Annotated in this window: 17 protein-coding genes and 2 tRNA genes; 7 read left to right on the plus strand and 12 right to left on the minus strand. The window is 70.0% G+C overall.

What is annotated here, in order from left to right; translation table 11 throughout:
* Positions 1–136: 136 nt before the first annotated feature.
* From AB0M87_RS02975 to AB0M87_RS03000, 6 genes are all read right to left on the minus strand, one after another.
* Positions 137–1,357, minus strand: a complete 1,221-nt coding sequence (locus AB0M87_RS02975) for an HDOD domain-containing protein (RefSeq protein ID WP_365849886.1) — start codon at positions 1,355–1,357, stop codon at positions 137–139.
* Positions 1,358–1,416: 59 nt separating this feature from the next.
* Positions 1,417–2,751 carry an HD-GYP domain-containing protein gene (locus tag AB0M87_RS02980; RefSeq protein ID WP_365849574.1) on the minus strand — a complete coding sequence of 445 codons (1,335 nt, stop codon included), beginning with the start codon at positions 2,749–2,751 and terminating at the stop codon, positions 1,417–1,419.
* 182 nt (positions 2,752–2,933) lie between these two features.
* The gene (gene rsrA / locus AB0M87_RS02985) at positions 2,934–3,248 is read right to left on the minus strand and encodes a mycothiol system anti-sigma-R factor (RefSeq protein ID WP_365849576.1); all 315 of its coding nucleotides are present in this window, start codon (positions 3,246–3,248) and stop codon (positions 2,934–2,936) included.
* A complete protein-coding gene (locus AB0M87_RS02990; RefSeq protein WP_250297961.1) occupies positions 3,245–3,901 on the minus strand; it encodes a sigma-70 family RNA polymerase sigma factor in 657 nt (218 codons plus the stop codon). The genes rsrA and AB0M87_RS02990 overlap by 4 nt, the downstream gene beginning before the upstream one ends.
* Before the next feature lie 230 nt (positions 3,902–4,131).
* On the minus strand, positions 4,132–4,773 hold the full coding sequence (locus AB0M87_RS02995) for an alpha/beta family hydrolase (protein WP_365849578.1): 642 nt from the start codon (positions 4,771–4,773) through the stop codon (positions 4,132–4,134).
* Between the two features lie 16 nt (positions 4,774–4,789).
* Positions 4,790–5,611 carry an SOS response-associated peptidase gene (locus tag AB0M87_RS03000; RefSeq protein ID WP_365849580.1) on the minus strand — a complete coding sequence of 274 codons (822 nt, stop codon included), beginning with the start codon at positions 5,609–5,611 and terminating at the stop codon, positions 4,790–4,792.
* Between the two features lie 76 nt (positions 5,612–5,687).
* Here AB0M87_RS03000 and AB0M87_RS03005 point away from each other — a divergent pair, with 76 nt between their 5' ends.
* The 4 genes from AB0M87_RS03005 to AB0M87_RS03020 all read left to right on the plus strand — a co-directional run bounded on the left by AB0M87_RS03005 (position 5,688) and on the right by AB0M87_RS03020 (position 9,215).
* Positions 5,688–6,374 (plus strand): M50 family metallopeptidase, encoded by a 687-nt coding sequence (locus tag AB0M87_RS03005; protein WP_365849581.1) that lies wholly within the window; start codon positions 5,688–5,690, stop codon positions 6,372–6,374.
* Positions 6,375–6,431: 57 nt separating this feature from the next.
* Positions 6,432–7,790 (plus strand): 3-phosphoshikimate 1-carboxyvinyltransferase, encoded by a 1,359-nt coding sequence (aroA, locus tag AB0M87_RS03010; RefSeq protein ID WP_365849582.1) that lies wholly within the window; start codon positions 6,432–6,434, stop codon positions 7,788–7,790.
* A 4-nt stretch (positions 7,791–7,794) separates the two neighbouring features.
* Entirely contained in the window at positions 7,795–8,805 is a 1,011-nt protein-coding gene (rsgA, locus tag AB0M87_RS03015; protein ID WP_365849583.1) for a ribosome small subunit-dependent GTPase A, read from the plus strand.
* An 86-nt stretch (positions 8,806–8,891) separates the two neighbouring features.
* Positions 8,892–9,215 carry a multidrug efflux SMR transporter gene (locus AB0M87_RS03020; protein WP_365849585.1) on the plus strand — a complete coding sequence of 108 codons (324 nt, stop codon included), beginning with the start codon at positions 8,892–8,894 and terminating at the stop codon, positions 9,213–9,215.
* A gap of 27 nt (positions 9,216–9,242) precedes the next feature.
* Here the strand turns inward: AB0M87_RS03020 and AB0M87_RS03025 are convergent, their stop codons facing one another.
* Positions 9,243–9,827 carry a TetR/AcrR family transcriptional regulator gene (locus AB0M87_RS03025; protein WP_365849586.1) on the minus strand — a complete coding sequence of 195 codons (585 nt, stop codon included), beginning with the start codon at positions 9,825–9,827 and terminating at the stop codon, positions 9,243–9,245.
* 131 nt (positions 9,828–9,958) lie between these two features.
* On the opposite strand from AB0M87_RS03025, the gene hisN reads away from it, so the two are divergent.
* Together hisN and AB0M87_RS03035 are read left to right on the plus strand one after the other, a co-directional pair.
* Positions 9,959–10,759 carry a histidinol-phosphatase gene (gene hisN, locus AB0M87_RS03030; protein ID WP_365849587.1) on the plus strand — a complete coding sequence of 267 codons (801 nt, stop codon included), beginning with the start codon at positions 9,959–9,961 and terminating at the stop codon, positions 10,757–10,759.
* 152 nt (positions 10,760–10,911) lie between these two features.
* Positions 10,912–11,310 (plus strand): CBS domain-containing protein, encoded by a 399-nt coding sequence (locus AB0M87_RS03035; protein WP_365849588.1) that lies wholly within the window; start codon positions 10,912–10,914, stop codon positions 11,308–11,310.
* Between the two features lie 75 nt (positions 11,311–11,385).
* Here the strand turns inward: AB0M87_RS03035 and AB0M87_RS03040 are convergent, their stop codons facing one another.
* On the minus strand, positions 11,386–12,837 hold the full coding sequence (locus AB0M87_RS03040; RefSeq protein ID WP_365849589.1) for a catalase: 1,452 nt from the start codon (positions 12,835–12,837) through the stop codon (positions 11,386–11,388).
* 143 nt (positions 12,838–12,980) lie between these two features.
* Here AB0M87_RS03040 and AB0M87_RS03045 point away from each other — a divergent pair, with 143 nt between their 5' ends.
* On the plus strand, positions 12,981–13,397 hold the full coding sequence (locus AB0M87_RS03045) for a Fur family transcriptional regulator (protein WP_365849591.1): 417 nt from the start codon (positions 12,981–12,983) through the stop codon (positions 13,395–13,397).
* Between the two features lie 104 nt (positions 13,398–13,501).
* Here AB0M87_RS03045 and AB0M87_RS03050 read toward each other — a convergent pair.
* The 4 genes from AB0M87_RS03050 to AB0M87_RS03065 form a co-directional block, all read right to left on the minus strand.
* Positions 13,502–13,575, minus strand: a tRNA-Met gene (locus AB0M87_RS03050).
* Between the two features lie 77 nt (positions 13,576–13,652).
* Entirely contained in the window at positions 13,653–15,458 is a 1,806-nt protein-coding gene (locus tag AB0M87_RS03055) for a tetratricopeptide repeat protein (protein ID WP_365849592.1), read from the minus strand.
* 246 nt (positions 15,459–15,704) lie between these two features.
* Positions 15,705–15,778 (minus strand) — tRNA-Met (locus tag AB0M87_RS03060).
* 95 nt (positions 15,779–15,873) lie between these two features.
* Complete coding sequence (locus AB0M87_RS03065) at positions 15,874–18,750, minus strand: UPF0182 family protein (RefSeq protein ID WP_365849888.1); 2,877 nt, start codon at positions 18,748–18,750, stop codon at positions 15,874–15,876.
* Between the last annotated feature and the right edge of the window lie 21 nt (positions 18,751–18,771).

The raw sequence follows: 18,771 nt of genomic DNA on the forward strand, positions 1-18,771 counted from the left end.
TCTCTGCTTCCCGGGCTCCGATACCCCCGGAACACCCTCTCTTCGCATCCAACCATGCCCGGTCGGGGCCTCGCTCATTACCCACTGGTTACCCAGGTGAGGGACCACACATCCACCGGGCATCGGCTCTGCCCCGTCAGGCGAGGCCACCGCGGGACAATACCCGGGCCAGAGATTCCACCACCTCCGGCTGGTAGTCACGTCCGGTGCCGAGCCGCAGCCGCTCCAGCGCGCTGAGCGGGCCGCCCGCACCGCTGCCTCCTGCGTGTTCCCCCGAGAGGTCCTCGTACGCATTGACCGCCCGGACTATCCGGGCCGTCAGCGGCTGCTCGCGGTAGGGGTCCGCCTGGCTCTCGACGACCAACGCGACCTCGGCGGGTACCCCGGTCTGGCGGACCACCGCTCCGCCGAGCAGGGCGATCCGGCGCTGTTCGGCGAGGGGCAGCAGAGCGGTCGCGCCGTCCGGGACCGGATCGACGAGCGACAGCTGTCCGATGTCGTGCATGAGCGCCGCGTACTCCAGCAGGGTCAGCGCCGACTCGGTGAGCCCCAGCTCGCGGCCCACGGCCCGGCTGAGGACGGCGACTCTGCGGGCGTGGCCGTGCGGCGTGTATCCGGCGACCTCGGTGGCCCGGGCCAGCGAGGTGATGGTCTGCGCATAGGTGGTGCGGACGAGCGCGTGGCGGCGCAGCGACAGCTGGGTGAGCAGCAGCGGTACGGAGAAGACGGGCAGCGACCACAGGCCGACGACGGCGACTCCCAGGGCCATCACCACGCCGGTGGCGCAGACGGCGGAGCCGATACCGAGCAGTGCGCGGAGTTCGTCGCGGACCAGCGGTCCGTAGGGCAGCGGAGCGCCTCCGCGGCGTTTGTAGCTGTGCGGAAGCGTGCGGGCCCGGGTCATCGCGGCGGCGATGACCGCGTCGCAGAGGGCGGTCAGCCCGAGCAGCAGCAACAGTCCCACGGCGTACGAAGGGCCGCGCACCCCCCAGGCGTCCAGCCGTCCGGAGGTGTACAGCGGCTGGAAGCAGACGGCGGCGAAGGCGACGGTGAGCACCCGGCGGGCCACGTGATCGACGGTGGGCCCCCGGCCGTGTGCCACATGGGGCGCCGTCCCTGCCAGGGCGCCGGCCACCACGACGGCGACGACCTGGGCGGCGCCGTGTCCGCTGGGGTGGCCGCCGTTCTGGCCCAGCAGCGCGTAGGCGAGGGCTCCGGCCGCACCGAGCGGCGCCGGCTCGCGTTCACTGCCGGGGCCGGTACGCCGGGCCAGCTCACCGGCCGCGACGAGTAATCCGAAGATCAGCGCGGTACCGCCGTCCCGGATGCCGTGCCAGCAGGTCCAGCCGAGGCCCATCGCGGCGACCAGGACGGCGGCGCCGTGGACCAGCGCGACCGTGCGCGGCGTGCCCGTGCTCACCCGAGCCGCTCCCGGTCGGTGGCCGACGCGGCGGGAGACGCCCCGGTCCGGGCCTGCGGGACCGGACCGAGCGCGTGGGCGTCCGGCTCGTCCGCGGTGACCGCCGGGCGCCAGCCGTGCTGCGCCAGGGCCCGTACGAACGCCTGGACCATGCGCGGGTCGAACTGGGTCCCGGCGCAGCGCTGCAGTTCGGTCAGCGCGGCGTCGACGGGTCTGGCCCGTCGGTAGGAGCGGGTCGACGTCATGGCGTCGAAGGCGTCCGCGATGGCCACCACCCGGGCGAATTCCGGGATCTGCTGCCCGGAGAGCCCGTAGGGATAGCCGGAACCGTCCAGCCGCTCGTGGTGGTGCAGGATCGCTGACCGGGCCTCGCCGAGGAAGCCGATGCCGCGGACCATTTCGTGTCCGTACTCGGGATGCAGCTCGATGACCCGTCGTTCCTGGGGCGTCAGCGGCCCGTCCTTCCTGAGCAGTCTGGTCGGCACCCCGAGCTTCCCCACGTCATGCAGGATCCCGGCGAAGCGCAGCGCTTCGAGCCGGTCACCGTCCATGCCGAGCTCACCGGCGATCATCGCCGACGCCTGACCGACCCGTTCGCTGTGCCCACGGGTGTACTGGTCCTTGATGTCGACGGCCTGCACCAGCGCCCGGATGGTGGCCCGGTGGGCGGCACGCTCGCGGTGGTACTGGGCGAAGACCCAGCTGGAGACGTACATGGGCAGCAGCACGAACAGCGCCGCGAGCGGCCCGAAGGGGCTGCGCCAGAGGACCGCCATCATCAGCCCGGCCAGCCCGTGCACGAGGTGCGGGGCCACCGACCGGGCCAGGCCACGCCAGGCGACGCGCAGCCGTACGCGGTCCGCCGCGGCCAGCACGAGCCCGTCCAGCACCGTCACGACCAGGCAGAACACCAGGGCGGCGGCGAGCGCGGGCAGCAGCGCGTAGGGAAAGTCGGGCGTCCGGTGCGGTCCGCCGAGCCACGCCGCGACCTCCGCCGCGGCCCGTACCGCGAGGGCGAGCTGGGCGGCGTGCCAGACCCGCCGCGTCGTGTACGGGCGGTGCTCGACCCGGCCGACGAGCGCGCCGGGGACGGCGACCAGCGCCGCGACGGCCGGGGGCAGCAGCAGGGCGGCGGCGAGCAGTACCGCGAAGAACGACCCGGCCCCGGACGACCTGCGTCCGGCGAGCTCGCATCCGGCACAGACCACGGCGAGCAGCCCGAACGTGACCCACGGTGTGCCGGGGGCGGTGACGGCGGGCAACACGCAACCGGCGGCGGCCAGGACCGCGCAGACGATGCACGCACGTGCGGCCGGTGGCAGTGCCCGCATGCGGCCTCCTTCTCCGGGTCCGTACGGCTACGGAGTCCGTACAGATTCGGGAGGATAAGCGCGCGAGTACGTGCGATGTGCCGCAACCGGGGATCCGCAGCACCATCGGGTGACAAACCGGGGCCTGCGGCCACGCGGCGCAGGCCCCGGGTGTCCCGGTGTCGCAGGTCCCGGCGTCCGGGCTACTCCTGAGCGGCGGGCGACCGGTCGGAGACCGACACGTCGTGGTCGGGGACGGCCTCTCCGGAGCGGATCAGATCGATGCGGCCCATGACCTTCGACCGCAGATCAGCCGGTACGTCATCGCTGCCGCAGCAGCGCTTCACCAGCTTCTTGACGGCCTGTTCCAGGCCGTACTTCTCCAGGCACGGGGAGCACTCCTCGAAGTGCACTTCGAACTTGGTGCAGTCCTTGTCCGGCATCTCGTGGTCGAGGAACTCGTAGAGATGGTCCAGAACCTCGGAGCAGTCCGTTTCGTGCGGCTCTCCGCAACTCATGAGCCCGAACCTTTCGCTTCGTTCGACTCTCCGGCACCCGCAGGGACCAGCCCGCGGTCGCGTGCGTAGTCCTCGAGCATGCCGCGCAGCTGACGACGGCCCCGGTGCAACCGGGACATCACCGTCCCGATGGGTGTACCCATGATGTCCGCGATCTCCTTGTACGCAAAGCCCTCTACGTCGGCGAGATAGACCGCGATGCGGAACTCCTCGGGAATCGCCTGCAGCGCGGACTTCACGTCCGAATCGGGCAGGTGGTCCAGCGCCTGCGACTCGGCGGAGCGCAGTCCGGTGGACATGTGCGACTCGGCGCGTGCGAGCTGCCAGTCCTCGATCTCCTCGGCGGCACTGCGCTGAGGCTCCCGCTGCTTCTTGCGGTAGGAGTTGATGAACGTGTTCGTGAGGATGCGGTACATCCACGCCTTGAGGTTCGTGCCCTCACGGAACTGGTGGAACGAGCCGTACGCCTTCGCGTAGGTCTCCTGCACCAGGTCCTCGGCATCGGCCGGATTGCGCGTCATGCGCAGCGCGGCCGAGTACATCTGGTCGAGATAGCCGAGGGCATCCCGCTCGAAGCGCGCGTTGCGCTCCGCGGCCGTCTCTTCCGCGTGGCCGTCTTCGGTCCCTGTGTCGGTCCCAGTGACCGGACCCACCTCCTCCAACGCCTTGGCGGATCCGAAACCGGACCCACTCGAATCGGAGGATAGACGACGATCCGGTCCGTCCGCCGCCCGGGAAGGAGCACCGGTGGCCGTCGAGAACACCGTCCACTCCAGCTCAGCGGTCTGCGGGCGGCGCGGGCAGATGGTCGAACCCATGCGACGGACTCCCTCTCCACATCCAGGCTTGTGTATCGATGTCCGGCACAACAGCGGCCCCGGGCTCAACATTCCCGGATGGGTCCGACCCACCCGGCGACCGCGTCGGTGATGGCCCTCAGGGCTTCCTGCTGGCTGATCCCGGCGCGCTTGGGGACCGCGAAGCCGTGGTCGGCGGACGGTACTTCCACCAGCTCGAAAGCGCCGGCCGGGAACTCGGCCGGCTTTCCGAACGGATCGTTCCCGCCCTGCACCACGAGGGTGGGCACGTCGGCCCCGAGCAGCTCGTCCTGCCGGGACTTCTCCGGCTTGCCCGGAGGGTGCAGCGGAAAACTCAGTGCCAGGACGCCGCGCGCGCCCAGTTCCGCCGCCGTTCTGCAGGCCACCCGCGCCCCGGCGCTGCGGCCGCCCGCGATCACCGGCAGGCCCGGCTTCAGCAGCGCCGGCCACACCGCGCGCCATCCCGAGTCCAGGGTTTTCGGTGCGGGGGCGACCTTCTTCCCGGCGACCCGCCAGGGCTGCTCGACCAGCGCGACGGTCACCCCGAGCCGCGGCAGCGCATCGGCCAGGGCCCGCAGATCACGGGCCTCGATACCGCCGCCGGCGCCATGGCTCACGGCGAGCACCAGACCCGGGCGGGCAGCGTTACGCCAGGTGATGCGGGCCTCACCGGCAGGGGTGTCGACACTCTCGACAGCGGTCGTCATGTCCGAAGCAGTCACATCAGAAGAGTGTGCCTTCCTCGGGCCCCTCCAGTGCGGTCAGCAGCTCCGGCCCGTTGTTGCGGACATTGCTCACCGCCGTCGACACCGGGTACGCCCGGACCAGCCCGGCGGGCGGCGGTGCCAGGAGTTCCGTCACTTCCGCCGGCTCCGTGCGCGCAGGGTCCAGCCAGGGATCCCACCGGTCCGGGGGCAGCATCAGCGGCATCCGGGGGTGAATGTCGGCCAGCGAAGCGGGACCTTCGGCGCCGTCCGCTCCGCCCGCGAGCGGCGTGCTCTCGGCCTCGGTCGTGACGATCGTGCAGGTCGTCCACCAGGCCTGCGGGTGGTCGCCGGGCAGCGCCGGGTCCCGCCAGAACTCGTACAGTCCGGCGAACCCCATCACCGACCCGTCCGCGGGGGTCACGAAGTACGGCTGCTTACGCGGCCGCTTCTTCCTGCCCTCGACCTCCAGCTCCCGCTCCCCGGCGGCGGTCAGCCACTCGTAGTAACCGTCGGCGGGGACGATGCAGCGCCGGGCGGCGAAGGCCCTGCGGAACGACGGCTTCTGCTGGATCGTCTCCGCCCGCGCGTTGATCATCCGGGCCGCGCCCTCCGGTGATTTCGACCACGAGGGCACCAGGCCCCACGTCAGATTCCGCAGCTGACGAACCGGACGCCCCGGATCGGCGTCTTTCACCGGACGCTCCAGAACGACCTGGACCGTCTTGGTCGGTGCCACGTTCCAGTCGGGGACCGCGGCCTCGGTGGGGTCCCACTTCTCTATCCCGAAGAGGCCCACGAGATCCTCGGGCTTACGACTCGCTGCAAACCGTCCGCACATATGCGCCAGACTGCCATTTCCACCCAGCGCCCGGCCAGCAGCCCGGCCACCGTCCGACCGAGGAGTCCCCGCACCCATGGACCGCGTCTTCGGCACCCAGCCCGATCCCGACGAGTGGCTGGTGATCGTCACCGCCGTCGTGGCGCTGCTGGCCGTCGTCCCGCACCGAATATGGCGACTCAGCCGTAACGCCGTCACCATCGCCCACGAGGGCGGCCACGGGCTGATCGCCCTGCTCACCGGCCGGCGGCTGGACGGCATCCGGTTGCACTCCGACACCAGCGGCCTGACCGTCAGCCGCGGCAGGCCGAGCGGCCCGGGCATGGTCCTCACCGCGGCAGCCGGCTACACCGCGCCGCCACTGCTGGGCCTCGGCGGCGCCTGGCTGCTGGCCGCGGACCACATCACGCTGTTCCTCTGGGCGGCCTGTGCGCTGCTGCTCGCCATGCTGATCATGATCCGCAACGCGTACGGGGCGCTCACGGTGATCGTCACCGGTGCGGCCTTCGTGCTGATCTCCTGGCTGACCAGCGCCCAGGTCCAGTCGGCGTTCGCGTACACCGCTGTCTGGTTTCTGCTCATCGGCGGTGTGCGGCCGGCGTTCGAGCTTCAGCGCAAGCGGCTGCACGGCCATGCGGGGGACTCCGACGCCGACCAGCTGGGCAGACTCACACACCTCCCGCCGACCGTGTGGCTGCTGCTGTTCCACGTCGTGTCGCTCTGCTCACTGATCGGCGGCGGGCGCTGGCTGCTCGGGTTGTGACCCGAGCCGGGACACGAGTGACTTTCGGGCCTGTGCACCATCAGTAAAGTAAGGGGCATGACCGAAAGCTCCGTGCACACCGCCCGCTGGCCCGCCCCTTACGCGTCCGGGGCCGTCGACGCGACGGTCACGGTGCCCGGATCGAAGTCGGTCACCAACCGCGGCCTGGTGCTGGCCGCCCTCGCCGCCGAGCCCGGCTGGCTGCGCCGCCCGTTGCGTTCCCGCGACACCCTGCTGATGGCCGATGCGCTGCGCGCGCTGGGTGTGCGGATCGAGGAGACGGTGTCGTCCAGTTCATCGGCCACCGGTGACCCCGGCGTGGCCTCAGAAGCCGAAGGCGCCGGCGAGGCCTGGCGGGTGATCCCGTACGGGCTGCACGGTCCCGCCACCCTCGACGTCGGCAACGCGGGCACGGTCATGCGGTTCCTGCCGCCGGTCGCGGCCCTCGCCGACGGACCGGTCCGCTTCGACGGCGATCCCCGTTCCTACGAGCGGCCGCTGCACGGCGTCATCGACGCGCTGCGGGTGCTCGGCGCCCGGATCGAGGACGAGGGCCGCGGCGGACTCCCGCTGACGGTGCACGGCGGCGGCGCGCTGGACGGCGGGTCCGTCGAGATCGACGCCTCGTCCTCGTCGCAGTTCATCTCGGCGCTGCTGCTCTCCGCGCCACGCTTCAACCAGGGCGTGGAGGTGCGGCACACCGGCGCCACCCTGCCGTCGCTGCCGCACATCCGGATGACCGTCGACATGCTGCGCAGGGTCGGTGCCCAGGTCGACGAGCCGGAGACCGGCGGTGAACCGAACGTCTGGCGGGTCTCCCCCAGCGCCGTGCTGGGCCGCGATCTGACCGTCGAGCCCGATCTGTCCAACGCCCAGCCGTTCCTGGCGGCCGCGCTGGTCACCGGGGGGCGGGTCACCATCCCGGACTGGCCGGAGGCCACCACCCAGCCGGGTGACGCACTGCGAACGATCTTCACCGAAATGGGTGGCTCCTGCGCCCTGACCCAGCAGGGCCTGGTCTTCACCGGCTCCGGCCGGGTCCATGGCATCGATGTCGACCTCGGTGAGGTGGGCGAGCTCACCCCGGTCATCGCCGCCGTCGCCGCGGTCGCCGATTCGCCGTCCACGCTGCGCGGTGTCGCGCACCTGCGGCTGCACGAGACCGACCGGCTGGCCGCGCTCACCAAGGAGATCAACGAACTCGGCGGGGACGTCAGCGAAACCGCCGACGGCCTGCGGATTCGTCCTCGTCCGCTGCACGGCGGCGTCTTCCACACCTACGACGACCACCGGATGGCCACCGCGGGTTCGGTCATCGGCCTCACCGTCGAGGGCATCGAGATCGAGAACGTGGCGACGACCGCCAAAACACTCCCCGACTTCCCCAGGATGTGGACCGAAATGCTCGGGGTCTGACGCCATGCGCCGCTACGGCAAGAACCCCGACGAGGACGACATCCGGGTCCGCCCCAACCCCAAGGGCAACCGCCCCCGCACCAACATCCGCCCCAAGCACGAGGAGGCGGCCGAGGGCATGGTGGTGACGGTCGACCGGGGGCGCCTCACCTGCCTCGTCGACGGCCGCACGATCACCGCGATGAAGGCCCGCGAGCTGGGCCGCAAGGCCGCCGTGGTGGGCGACCAGGTCATGATCGTCGGCGATCTCTCCGGCGCCAAGGACACGCTGGCGCGCATCGTGCGCATCCAGCCCAGGACGTCCGTGCTGCGCCGGACCGCCGACGACGACGACCCGTTCGAGCGGGTGGTCGTCGCCAACGCGGACCAGTTGGCGATCGTCACCGCGCTCGCCGACCCGGAACCGCGCCCGAGGATGATCGACCGCTGCCTGGTGGCCGCCTACGACGGCGGGCTCTCCCCGTTGCTCGTCCTCACCAAGTCCGACCTGGCCCCGCCCGACCAGCTCCTCGAGGCGTACGGGGCCCTCGACATCCCGTACGTCGTCACCAGCCGCGACGAGCTGGCCGACGGCGAGGCCGCCGACCGGGTCAGGGACTTCCTCAACGACAAGGTCACCGCCTTCGTCGGCCACTCCGGCGTCGGCAAGACGACTCTGGTCAACGCACTGGTTCCGCAGGACAAACGGCGCAGCGTCGGACATGTCAACGCGGTGACCGGCCGCGGCCGGCACACCACGACCTCGGCGCTGGCGCTGCCGCTCCCCGACGAGCGCGGCTGGGTGGTCGACACCCCGGGAGTACGCTCCTTCGGCCTGCACCACGTGGACCCTTCCCGTGTCATCCTCGCCTTCCCGGATCTCGTACCGGGCACCGAGGACTGTCCACGAGGCTGCAGCCATGACGAAGCGGAGTGCGCGCTGGACACCTGGGTGACCGAGGGACACGCCGATCCGGCCCGGCTGGACTCGCTGCGCAGACTGCTCGCGACGCGGGAGCGGCGCGAGGGCGACTGATCCGGCGCGTTTGCCGCCCGGCCGGCCTGGTAAATGCATAGGCGCACCAAGTGATGACGGAGCAGTCACCGATGTGGAGGCACTGAATGGCGTGGCTGCTGGTGGTGGTCGCGGGGGTCCTTGAGACGGGTTTCGCGGTATGTCTCAAGCTCTCGCACGGCTTCACGAGGCTCTGGCCGACGGTCGCGTTCTGCTGTTTCGCACTCGGCAGTTTCGGCCTGCTGACCCTCTCGCTGCGCAAGCTCGACGTGGGGCCGGCCTACGCCGTCTGGACGGGCATCGGCGCGGCGGGTACGGCGATCTACGGGATGGTCTTCCTCGGGGACCTCGTCTCGGTGCTCAAGCTGGTCTCGATCTCCTTCGTGATCGTGGGCGTGATAGGCCTGCAGCTGTCGGGCTCGGCGCACTGATCCGCCGAATCCGCCGGCGCCGCGGGGTCACACCGACCCGAGGACCAGCCGATCCACTCGCTGGTCCCCCGGGGCGACGACATGGGAGAGCGCCAGGCGCACCGCCACCTCGCAGCGGCGGGTGAATTCCGTCGTCTCCTCCTCGCTCCCGCCCGCGGCCGGCGCGAGCGCCGCCCGGTGCCGTACCGCGGCGATCAGCTCGGCCGGGGTGGGAGGGCCGGCGTCGGCGCGGCGCTGAGCGGGGATGTGCGAGCCGACGGACCCGACCGCCGGGCCCGGCTTGGGCAACCGCTCCGGCCAGCAGCCGGTGAGCAGGGCCCGGACCAGCGGATACGAATGCGCCGCGGTGACCGTCCACTCGGCGACGCCGACCAGCCGCTCACCGGACGAGGCCGGCCCGGCGAGCGCCCGGTCGACGCCCAGCAGATAGCGGTCGGCCTCGCGGCGCATCAGGGCGCGGGCCAGACCGTCCTTGGAACCGAACTCGTTGTAGAGGGTCTGCCGGGAAACCCCGGCGGCGGACGCCACATCCACCATGCGGACGCCGGACCAGGGCAGTCCGGCGAGGGCGGAGAGCGCCGAGTCGAGCAGAAATTCGCGCGCTGCAGGCATCATTGCCTCCCGGGTGCGGCTCTGCGCTCAGAGTTGACGGCAGCTACCGGGCTGTCAAGGTCCGCGGCACGGACAGGGCCCGGGCAGGGGCCTGTGGCCCGATCGAGCGCGCGGTGGATACTGTGACGCTCATGTCCGATTACCACGATGATCTGCGTCTCGCCCACGTCCTGGCGGATGCCGCCGACGCGGCGACGATGGACCGGTTCAAGGCCCTTGACCTCAAGGTCGAGACGAAGCCGGACATGACCCCGGTGAGCGAGGCCGACAAGAACGCCGAGGAGCTGATCCGCGGACAGCTCCGGCGCGCCAGGCCGCGGGACGCGATCCTCGGGGAGGAGTACGGCCTTTCGGGCACCGGCCCGCGGCGGTGGATCATCGATCCCATCGACGGCACCAAGAACTACGTCCGCGGCGTACCGGTGTGGGCGACGCTGGTCTCCCTGGCGGTGGCGGGCGAGGACGGTCATGAACCGGTGGTCGGCGTGGTGTCCGCGCCCGCGCTGGGCCGCCGGTGGTGGGCCGCGAAGGGCGGCGGCGCCTATACGGGCCGCAGCCTGACCTCGGCGACCCGCTTGCAGGTCTCCAAGGTCTCCAGGATCGCGGACGCCTCGTTCGCGTACTCGTCGCTGACCGGCTGGGAGTCACAGGGGCGGCTCGACGGCTTCCTGGACCTCACCCGGGACTGCTGGCGCACTCGTGGATACGGCGACTTCTGGCCGTACATGATGGTCGCCGAAGGTTCGGTCGACATCTGCGCCGAGCCGGAGCTCTCCCTCTGGGACATGGCGGCGACCGCCATCGTCGTCCAGGAGGCCGGTGGGGAATTCACCAGCCTGGACGGGGTGCGCGGGGTCGAGGGCGGGAATGCGGCCGCCTCCAACGGCCTGCTGCACCAGGACATGCTCGGGTATCTCAACCAGCGCTACTGACGACACGTCAGTCCCGCGACAGGTTTCGGCCGGAGCCGGTCAGGTCCGGCACCTTGCTGTGCGCACGTCGTGATGCGACCCTGGGAGCATCCCCTTGTGAACTTGTGAACCGAAGCGCAAGCAGGGATCCCCCACAGGAGGTGGCACCCTTCATGTTCGTCCGCGACGCGATGAGTACGGTGGTTCTCACCATCGGTCCCGCACACACCCTCCGTCAGTGCGCCTGTCTGATGTCCGCGCGCCGTATCGGCGCGGCCGTCGTTCTCGACCCCGACACCAGCGGGCTCGGCATTCTCACCGAGCGCGACATCCTCAACGCGGTGGGCGCGGGGCTCGACCCCGACCGGGAGACGGCAGGTGCGCACACCACCACCGACGTGGTCTTCGCCGCGGCGTCCTGGACCCTGGAGGAAGCGGCCGAGGCGATGTCCAATGGCGGTTTCCGTCACCTGATCGTGCTCGACGACGCGGGCCCGGTCGGCGTCGTGTCGGTGCGCGACATCATCCGCTGCTGGGCGCCCGCCAGGGCCGAGGCGGCGCTGACCTCCTGAACGCCCGCACAGGCGGAAGGACCGGCCCCGTGCGGGGAACCGGTCCTCTCCGTGCCTCTCTGCCATTGCCCGACGTCAGGCGCGCAGCTCCTGCACCGCGGCATCGAGACGCTTGCCGAAGTCCCCGTCGGCCTGGCGGAAGTTGTTGACCGCCCGCTCGGCGATGTCGTCCCGTGAGACCTGCGCGATGAATCCGGCGAGATTTTCGACGAGCCGGCTCTTCTCGTCCTCCGCCATCATGCGGTAGAGGTGGCCCGGCTGGACGAAGTCGTTGTCCTCGGGGTGGCTGGGCGCCTCGTGGTCACCGGTGCCACCACTGACCGGGGTGGACTGCCACAGCGCCCGGTCCGTCTGCGCCGGGCCGCCGAAGCTGTTCGGCTCGTAGTTCTTGGCGCCCTTGTGGCGGCCGTCGTAGAGATGGCCGTCGCGGTAGTTGGTGTTGGTCACCGCCGCGCGCGGACGGTTCACCGGCAGGTGATCGGCGTTGATGCCGACGCGGTAGCGGTGTGCGTCGCCGTAGGCGAAGAGACGGCCCTGCAGCATCTTGTCCGGCGAGGGACCGATGCCCGGTACGAAGTTGGCCGGCGAGAAGACGGACTGCTCGACCTCGGCGAAGATGTTCTCCGGGTTGCGGTTGAGCTCCAGCTTGCCGATCTCGATCGGCGGGTAGTCCGCGTGCGGCCAGACCTTGGTCAGGTCGAACGGGTTGAAGCGGTAGTTCGCCGCCTCGGCGGCGGGCAAGACCTGGATCTGCACGGTCCAGGACGGGAAGTCACCGCGCTCAATGGACTCGCGCAGGTCGCGCTGGTGGGAGTCCGGGTCCACACCGGAGAGGCGGACGGCCTCCTCGGTGGTGAGGTTCTTGATGCCCTGGTCGGTCTTGAAGTGGTACTTGACCCAGAACACCTCGCCGGCCGCGTTGTTCCACTGGTAGGTGTGCGAGCCGTACCCGTTCATGTGGCGCAGCGTGGCCGGGATGCCGCGGTCACCGAAGAGCCAGGTCACCTGGTGGGTGGACTCGGGGCTGAGGCCCCAGAAGTCCCACACGTTGTCGGCTTCCTGCGAGCCGGTGTACGGGTCGCGCTTCTGGGTGTGGATGAAGTCCGGGAACTTGATGGCGTCCTTGACGAAGAACACCGGCGTGTTGTTCCCGACGAGGTCGTAGTTGCCCTCCTCGGTGTAGAACTTCAGCGCGAAGCCCCGTGGGTCGCGCACCGCGTCGGCCGAGCCGAGGTTGCCCGCCACGGTCGAGAAGCGGGCGAAGGTCTCGGTCTGCTTGCCGACCTCGGAGAGGAACTTCGCCCGGGTCCACCGGGAGACGTCGCGGGTCAGCGTGAAGGTGCCGTATGCGCCGGCGCCGCGGGCGTGCACGATCCGCTCCGGGATGCGCTCGCGGTTGAAGTGGGCAAGTTTCTCGAGGAGGAGCTGGTCCTGGACCAGCACCGGACCACCGACGCCCGCCGTCTCACTGTTCTGGTTGTCGGCTACCGGAGCTCCGGTTTCCGTGGTGAGTGGTCCCTGCGTCACGTGCGCCTCCTGCGTGGATCCCGCCAGTCCTGTCACTGGGTGGTTACCGATTCGATCCTACATTGGACTTTGTCCAAGTCAATCCACAGTCCAATGTCACACCCGTTCCGGGCGGGGTCTTTTCCCCTGTTAAGCTGGGCTCCATGAGTGACCTGTTGGAACGCCTGCGCGAACGCGGCTGGCGGATGACCGCCCAGCGTCGCGTCGTGGCCGAGGTCCTCGACGGGGACCACGTGCATCTGACCGCCGACGAGGTACACGCCCGCGCCGTGGCGAAACTGCCCGAGATCTCCCGGGCGACCGTTTACAACACCTTGGGCGAGATGGTCGTCCTCGGTGAGGTCATCGAGGTCTCGACGGACCGCCGAGCCAAGCGGTACGACCCGAACGCCCACCGGCCGCACCAGCATCTGGTCTGTGCGCAGTGCGGGGCGATCCGCGATGTCCACCCGGCCGGAAATCCGCTGACCGACCTCCCCGACACCGAGCGTTTCGGCTTCACCGTCTCCGACGTCGAGGTCACCTACCGGGGCCTCTGCCCGGCCTGCGCCTCCGCCTGATCCGACGGGAACCCCCCGCCCCGCGGGTGGGGCGTTCGTCGGCAGATGGCCGGGCATACGACTGAGGGCCCGGACTCTTTCGAGTCCGGGCCCTCAGTCTTCAGTAGCGGGGACAGGATTTGAACCTGCGACCTCTGGGTTATGAGCCCAGCGAGCTACCGAGCTGCTCCACCCCGCGCCGTTGTGATGGCAACTCTACGACGGCGCGGTCGACCAGCGCAAATCCATGACCGGCGTCCCGGGAGGGTGCGACTGCTACGCGCTCAGTTCCTGCCGCAGTGCCTCGGACAGCCTGGCGGCGCGCTCCGCGACCTCGGCGGGCCCCAGCTCCACGGCCTGGGCGCACCACTTCCGTCCCTCGGCCAGCTCACCACGACGGATGGCGAGCAGCGCGATGCGCAGGGCGGCGCGGCCGTGCCCCGCGTTCGCGGCCCTGGCCCACCAGAAGCCGGCCTCCCGCTCGTTGCCCTCCCGGGCGAGCAGCAGACCGAGGTTAAAGGCGCCGTTGCGGCTGCCCGCCTCGGCGGCCTCCCGGTACCAGCGGGCCGCCGCCTCGATGTCGTTGCGGGAGGCGGCGAGCATGCCGACGCGGACCTGGGCGCGGCGGTGTCCGTGCTCGGCGGCCCGCTCGTACCACTCCTCGCACTCGCTCTTGTCCGTGACGGGCTCACCGAGCACCGGCGGTCCCGGCGGTGGCATCCGCGAGTCGAGCAGGGCGCCGAGCCGGAAGGCCGCCTCGGTGCTGCCACCGCCCGCCGCACAGCGCAGATGGCGCTCCGCGGTGTGCTCCTCACCGTCCCGGAGCAGGGCGATGCCGACCTGCAGAGCCGCCTCGGTGTGGCCTGCGGCCGCCGCCCGCTCGTACCAGGTGAACGCCCGGCGGTCGTCGCCACGGCCGGCGTGCAGGATGCCCAGGTTGAAGGCGGCGTCCACGCTGCCCGCCTCGGCCGCCTTGGAGAACCAGGGCTCGGCGCCGGCCGGGTCGCCGTTCTGCAGGAGCAGGACGGCGAGCGCGTTGGCGGCCTCGCGGTGACCGGCGTAGGCGGCGCGGCGGTACCACTGCTCGGCCTGGGCCGTACGGTCCTGGGCTGCGCAGAGCAGCGCGAGGTTGTACGCGCCGTTGACGTCACCTGCGTCCATGGCGGTGCGGTACCAGCGCTCGGCTGTCTGCTGCTCGCCCCTGGCCGCGTGCAGTGCGCCCAGCGCGTTGGCGGCGTTGCCGTCACCCTCCTGGGCAGCACGCAGCCACCACACGGCGGCGCTCTCCTCGTCGCCCGCGTCACGCAGCAGGAAGCCGAGCGCGCAGGCGGCGCGGGCCTCACCGTCCTTCGCGGAGGTCAGATACCAGCGGCCGGCCTCCTTGAGGTCACCGCGCTTCTCCAGGATCACCCCGAGGTGCAGCGCTGCGCGCCGGTGACCGCGGGCCGCGGCCTGTCGGTACCACTGCTCGGCCTCGGCGGCCGGTGACTCCTCGGCGGCCGCCCGGTCCAGTGCGCGGGCCAGGCGATAGGCCGCTTCCCGGTGGCCCTGCTCGGCAGCGGCGCGCAGCCAGCGCTCGGCACCCACATCGCTGCGGTGCTCCAGCAGGTCCGCCAGGGCGTAGGCGCCCAGCGCGTGGCCCGATTCGGCGGACTGGCGCAGCCAGTACTCGGCGGCGGGCTCATCGCCCCTTTCCCGGTAGTGACGGCCCAGCGCGTGAGCGGCAGCGGCGGAACCGGCGACCGCGGCGATACGCCACCAGCCGGCCGCCTCGTCGGCATAACCCCGCTGGTGCAGCAGGACACCCAGGTTGTTGGCGCCCGCCCGGTCGCCCTGGGCAGTGGCCGCACGCAGCCAGCGCTCGGCGCCGTCGAGATCGCCGCGGCGCAGCAGCAGCGCACCCAGTGCGCTCATCGAGGCGGCGTCGCCGCTCTCGGCGCCACGTCGGTGCCGCGCCTCGGTCTCGGCGTCAGCCGTGTCCTGCGCGCCGACGACGTCTCCGCCGTGCTCGGCACGCTCGGTGTGCGTGTGCACAAACCGCCCTGTCTCCAACAGAGTTGCCCTGTCCCCCATAAACCCCATCGTCCCACCACCCGCAACCCGCGTACACCTGGTATATCGCAGCCAGGAGGTCACTTCAGCGTTTTGTCGACATGCCCACAGAGAGATAAGTGAAACATGAACGAGCGCCAACTCCCGGTAGGCGCAGGGGAATTTCACCTGTCGCTCACCGATCCGAGTCCGCCCGGTGTATGACGAAGGCCCGGACCTCTTTCGAGATCCGGGCCTTCGCGGCCTCGCCGGAACGCTCACCGACTGTGCCTTGAGTAGCGGGGACAGGATTTGAACCTGCGACCTCTGGGTTATGAGCCCAGCGAGCTACCGAGCTGCTCCACCCCGCGCCGTTGTGTGACAACCGTATCACGGTGCGAGGCGGAGCTTCACCAGCGTCCGGCCCCGTCTGATCAGGGCTTTTCGCCCTGATCAGACGGGGTGATCAGCCGCCCTTCTGACTCGACTTCGCCTTGGCGCCGGCGTCGGCAGCCCGCTGAAGGGCGTCCTGCAGGTCCTTCTGGGCCTTGCCGTAGGCAGTCCAGTCCTGCTTCTTCAGCGCGGTCTGGCCGGCGTCGTACGCGTCCTGGGCGTCCGCGATGGCCTTCTTCAACGCGTCGTTCCCGGTGGCCGGTGGTTGGGTGGTGGTGCCCGTGTCCGGGGGCGTGGTCTGCTCGCCGTCCCCCCCGAAGACCTTGTTCAACGCCTCCCCCAGGGTGTTGCGGAACGCCGTGGTGTCCCCGTCCGGGGAATCGGCGTCCGCATACGAGACGGCCACCTTCTTCAGCAGCGGGTAGTGCGAGTTGCGCCCCTGGGCGTACACCGGCTCGACGTACAGGAAGCCGCCGTCCAGTGGCACGGTCAGCAGGTTGCCGTACTCGATGTCCGAGTCGGCGCCCTTCATATCTCGCACGAAGGTGGCTACATCGGGCAGGCTGTTGAGTTTGTTCTGCACCTGCTCGGGGCCCGGCACCTCCGAGGTGACTCTCAGAAGTCTTATGGTCCCGTAGTTCGGACTGTCCGCGTCCGCGTCGACCGCCATGAAGCCGCCGAGGTTGGGACGTCCACTCGGCGTGAAGGTGGTGGTGAGCGAGAACTGCTGCCCCGTCCCCTTCTGGCCGGGCAACTTCATCGACAGGTAGTAGGGCGGAACAGCCCTGTTGTCCCTGGTGGTCGGGTCGTCGGGCACCTGCCAGGCGTCACTGCCGCTGTAGAACTGCTTGGGGTCCGTCACGTGGTAGCGGGTGAGCAGCTCACGCTGGACCTTGAACATGTCCTGCGGATAACGCAGATGCGCCTTCAGGTCCGCCGGGATGTCGGCCTTCTTCTTGACCGTGTTCGGGAACGCCTTCATCCAGGTCTTCAGGACCGGGTCCTTGGTGTCCCACTGGTAGAGCTTGACCTGCCCGGTGTACGCGTCGACGGTGGCCTTCACCGAGTTGCGGATGTAGTTGACCTGGTTCTGCTGGGCCACCACCGCACGCTGGTTGTCGGTCAGCGAGTCGGCCGTGGTGTCCCCCAGGGTCGTACGGGAGGCGTAGGGATAGCCGTTGCTCGTGGTGTAGGCGTCCACGACCCACTGGATCTTCCCGCCGACCACCGCCGGGTAGGCGTCGCCGTCAATGGTCAGCCAGGGGGCGACGGCTTCGACGCGCTGCTTCGGGGTGCGGTTGTAGAGGATCCTCGAGCCCTCGCCGATGGCTCCCGAGTAGAGGATCTGCGGCTCGCTGAAGGCCACGGCGTACGCCGCGCGGTTCACCGGGTTCGAGAGATCGACCCCGCTCTTCCCCGCGTAGCTGGTGGTCTTCTCACCGTTGTCCTCGTAGTCGAGTTCCTTCTGCGGGCCTCCGACGATGGAGTACTGGGTGGTCTTCTCGCCGTAGTAGATCCGCTGCTGGTACGACGGGAGCTTGCCCGTGGTGGGCAGCCCCGATTCGGTGAAGACCGGGGCGCCGTTGCTGTCGGTGGCCGTGCCCTTGGCCGTGATCGCACCATAGCCATGGGTGTACGTGAAGTGGTCGTTGATCCAGTTGTGCTTCTGGATGCCAGCGATGTTGAGCTCGCGCAGGCCGATCACCGTGTCCTGGCCGTTGTAACGGTCCACATCCAGCGTCGCGGGGAAGCCGTAGTACTTCCGCTTCTGTTGCACCTGCTGGAAGGTCGGCGAGACGACGTTGGGGTCGATCAGGCGGTAACTGGCCGCCGAATTCGCGTCGCCACGCTGCTTGGTGGTGTCCTTCGTGCTGCTCTTGCCGGAGTAGTTGTCGACGTCCGTGTCGGCGATGCCGTAGGCGTCGCGGGTGGCCTTGATGTTCTTCTGGATGTACGGCGCTTCTTTGGCCTGCTCGTTCGGCTCGACCGTGAACTTCTGCACGATCGCCGGGTAGAGCCCGCCGATCAGGATCGCCGAGAGCACCATCAGACCGAAGCCGATCACCGGCAGCTGCCAGGTGCGGCGCCAGAGTGTCGCGAAGAACAGCAGGGCGCAGATGACCGCGATGCAGAACAGGATGGTCTTCGCCGGGAGGTAGGCGTTGGCGTCCACATACCGCAGGCCCGTCCAGTTACCGGTGGCTTTGAAGTCGCTGGACTTCACGGCGAGCCCGTACCTGTCGAGCCAGTAGGCCACCGCCTTCAGCGCGACGAACACGCCGAGCAGCACCGACAGATGGCCGGTGGCCGCCGAGGTGGCACGCGCACCCGGGCTGGTCACCCGCAGTCCGCCGTACAGATAGTGCACCAGCGCTGCGGCGATCAGTGACAGCACGACGGCCGCGAAACCGAAGCCCAGCAGGAAGCGGTACCAGGGCAGATCGAACGCGTAGAACGACACGTCGAGCTTGAACTGCGGATCCTTCTGGTGGAAGGGCACGCCGTTGACGAACATCAGCCAGGTACGCCACTGGCTGGTGGCGGAGGCACCCGCGATCAGCCCCACCAGCGCGGTGATGCCGAGCAGCAGCCACTTCTTGTACGGCGCGACGCCCATCCGGTAACGGTCGAGGCTCTGCTGCTCCAGTGACATCGCGCTCAGCGGCGGCCGGAGCCGGTGCGCCAGCCAGATGTTGACGCCGACGGCCACGGCCATCAGCACGCCGAACACGAGGAACAGCCCGATCTTCGTCCACAGGGTGGTGGTGAAAACGGACGAGTAGTCGACGGAGCGGTACCAGAGCCAGTCGGTCCAGAACCCGGCGAACATCACGAATGCCATGGCCAGCACGGCCAGCACGCCCAATGTCAACAGCAGGGTCCGGGCGCGGCGGGACGGCCGTCCCACTCTGATCCGTGGCCCGGTCGGGCCTCCGCCGCGGTCCGGCATCTGGAAAGCCAACGTGCGCAC

It is taken from the genome of Streptomyces sp. NPDC051320 (assembly GCF_040682175.1).
Taxonomy (GTDB): domain Bacteria; phylum Actinomycetota; class Actinomycetes; order Streptomycetales; family Streptomycetaceae; genus Streptomyces.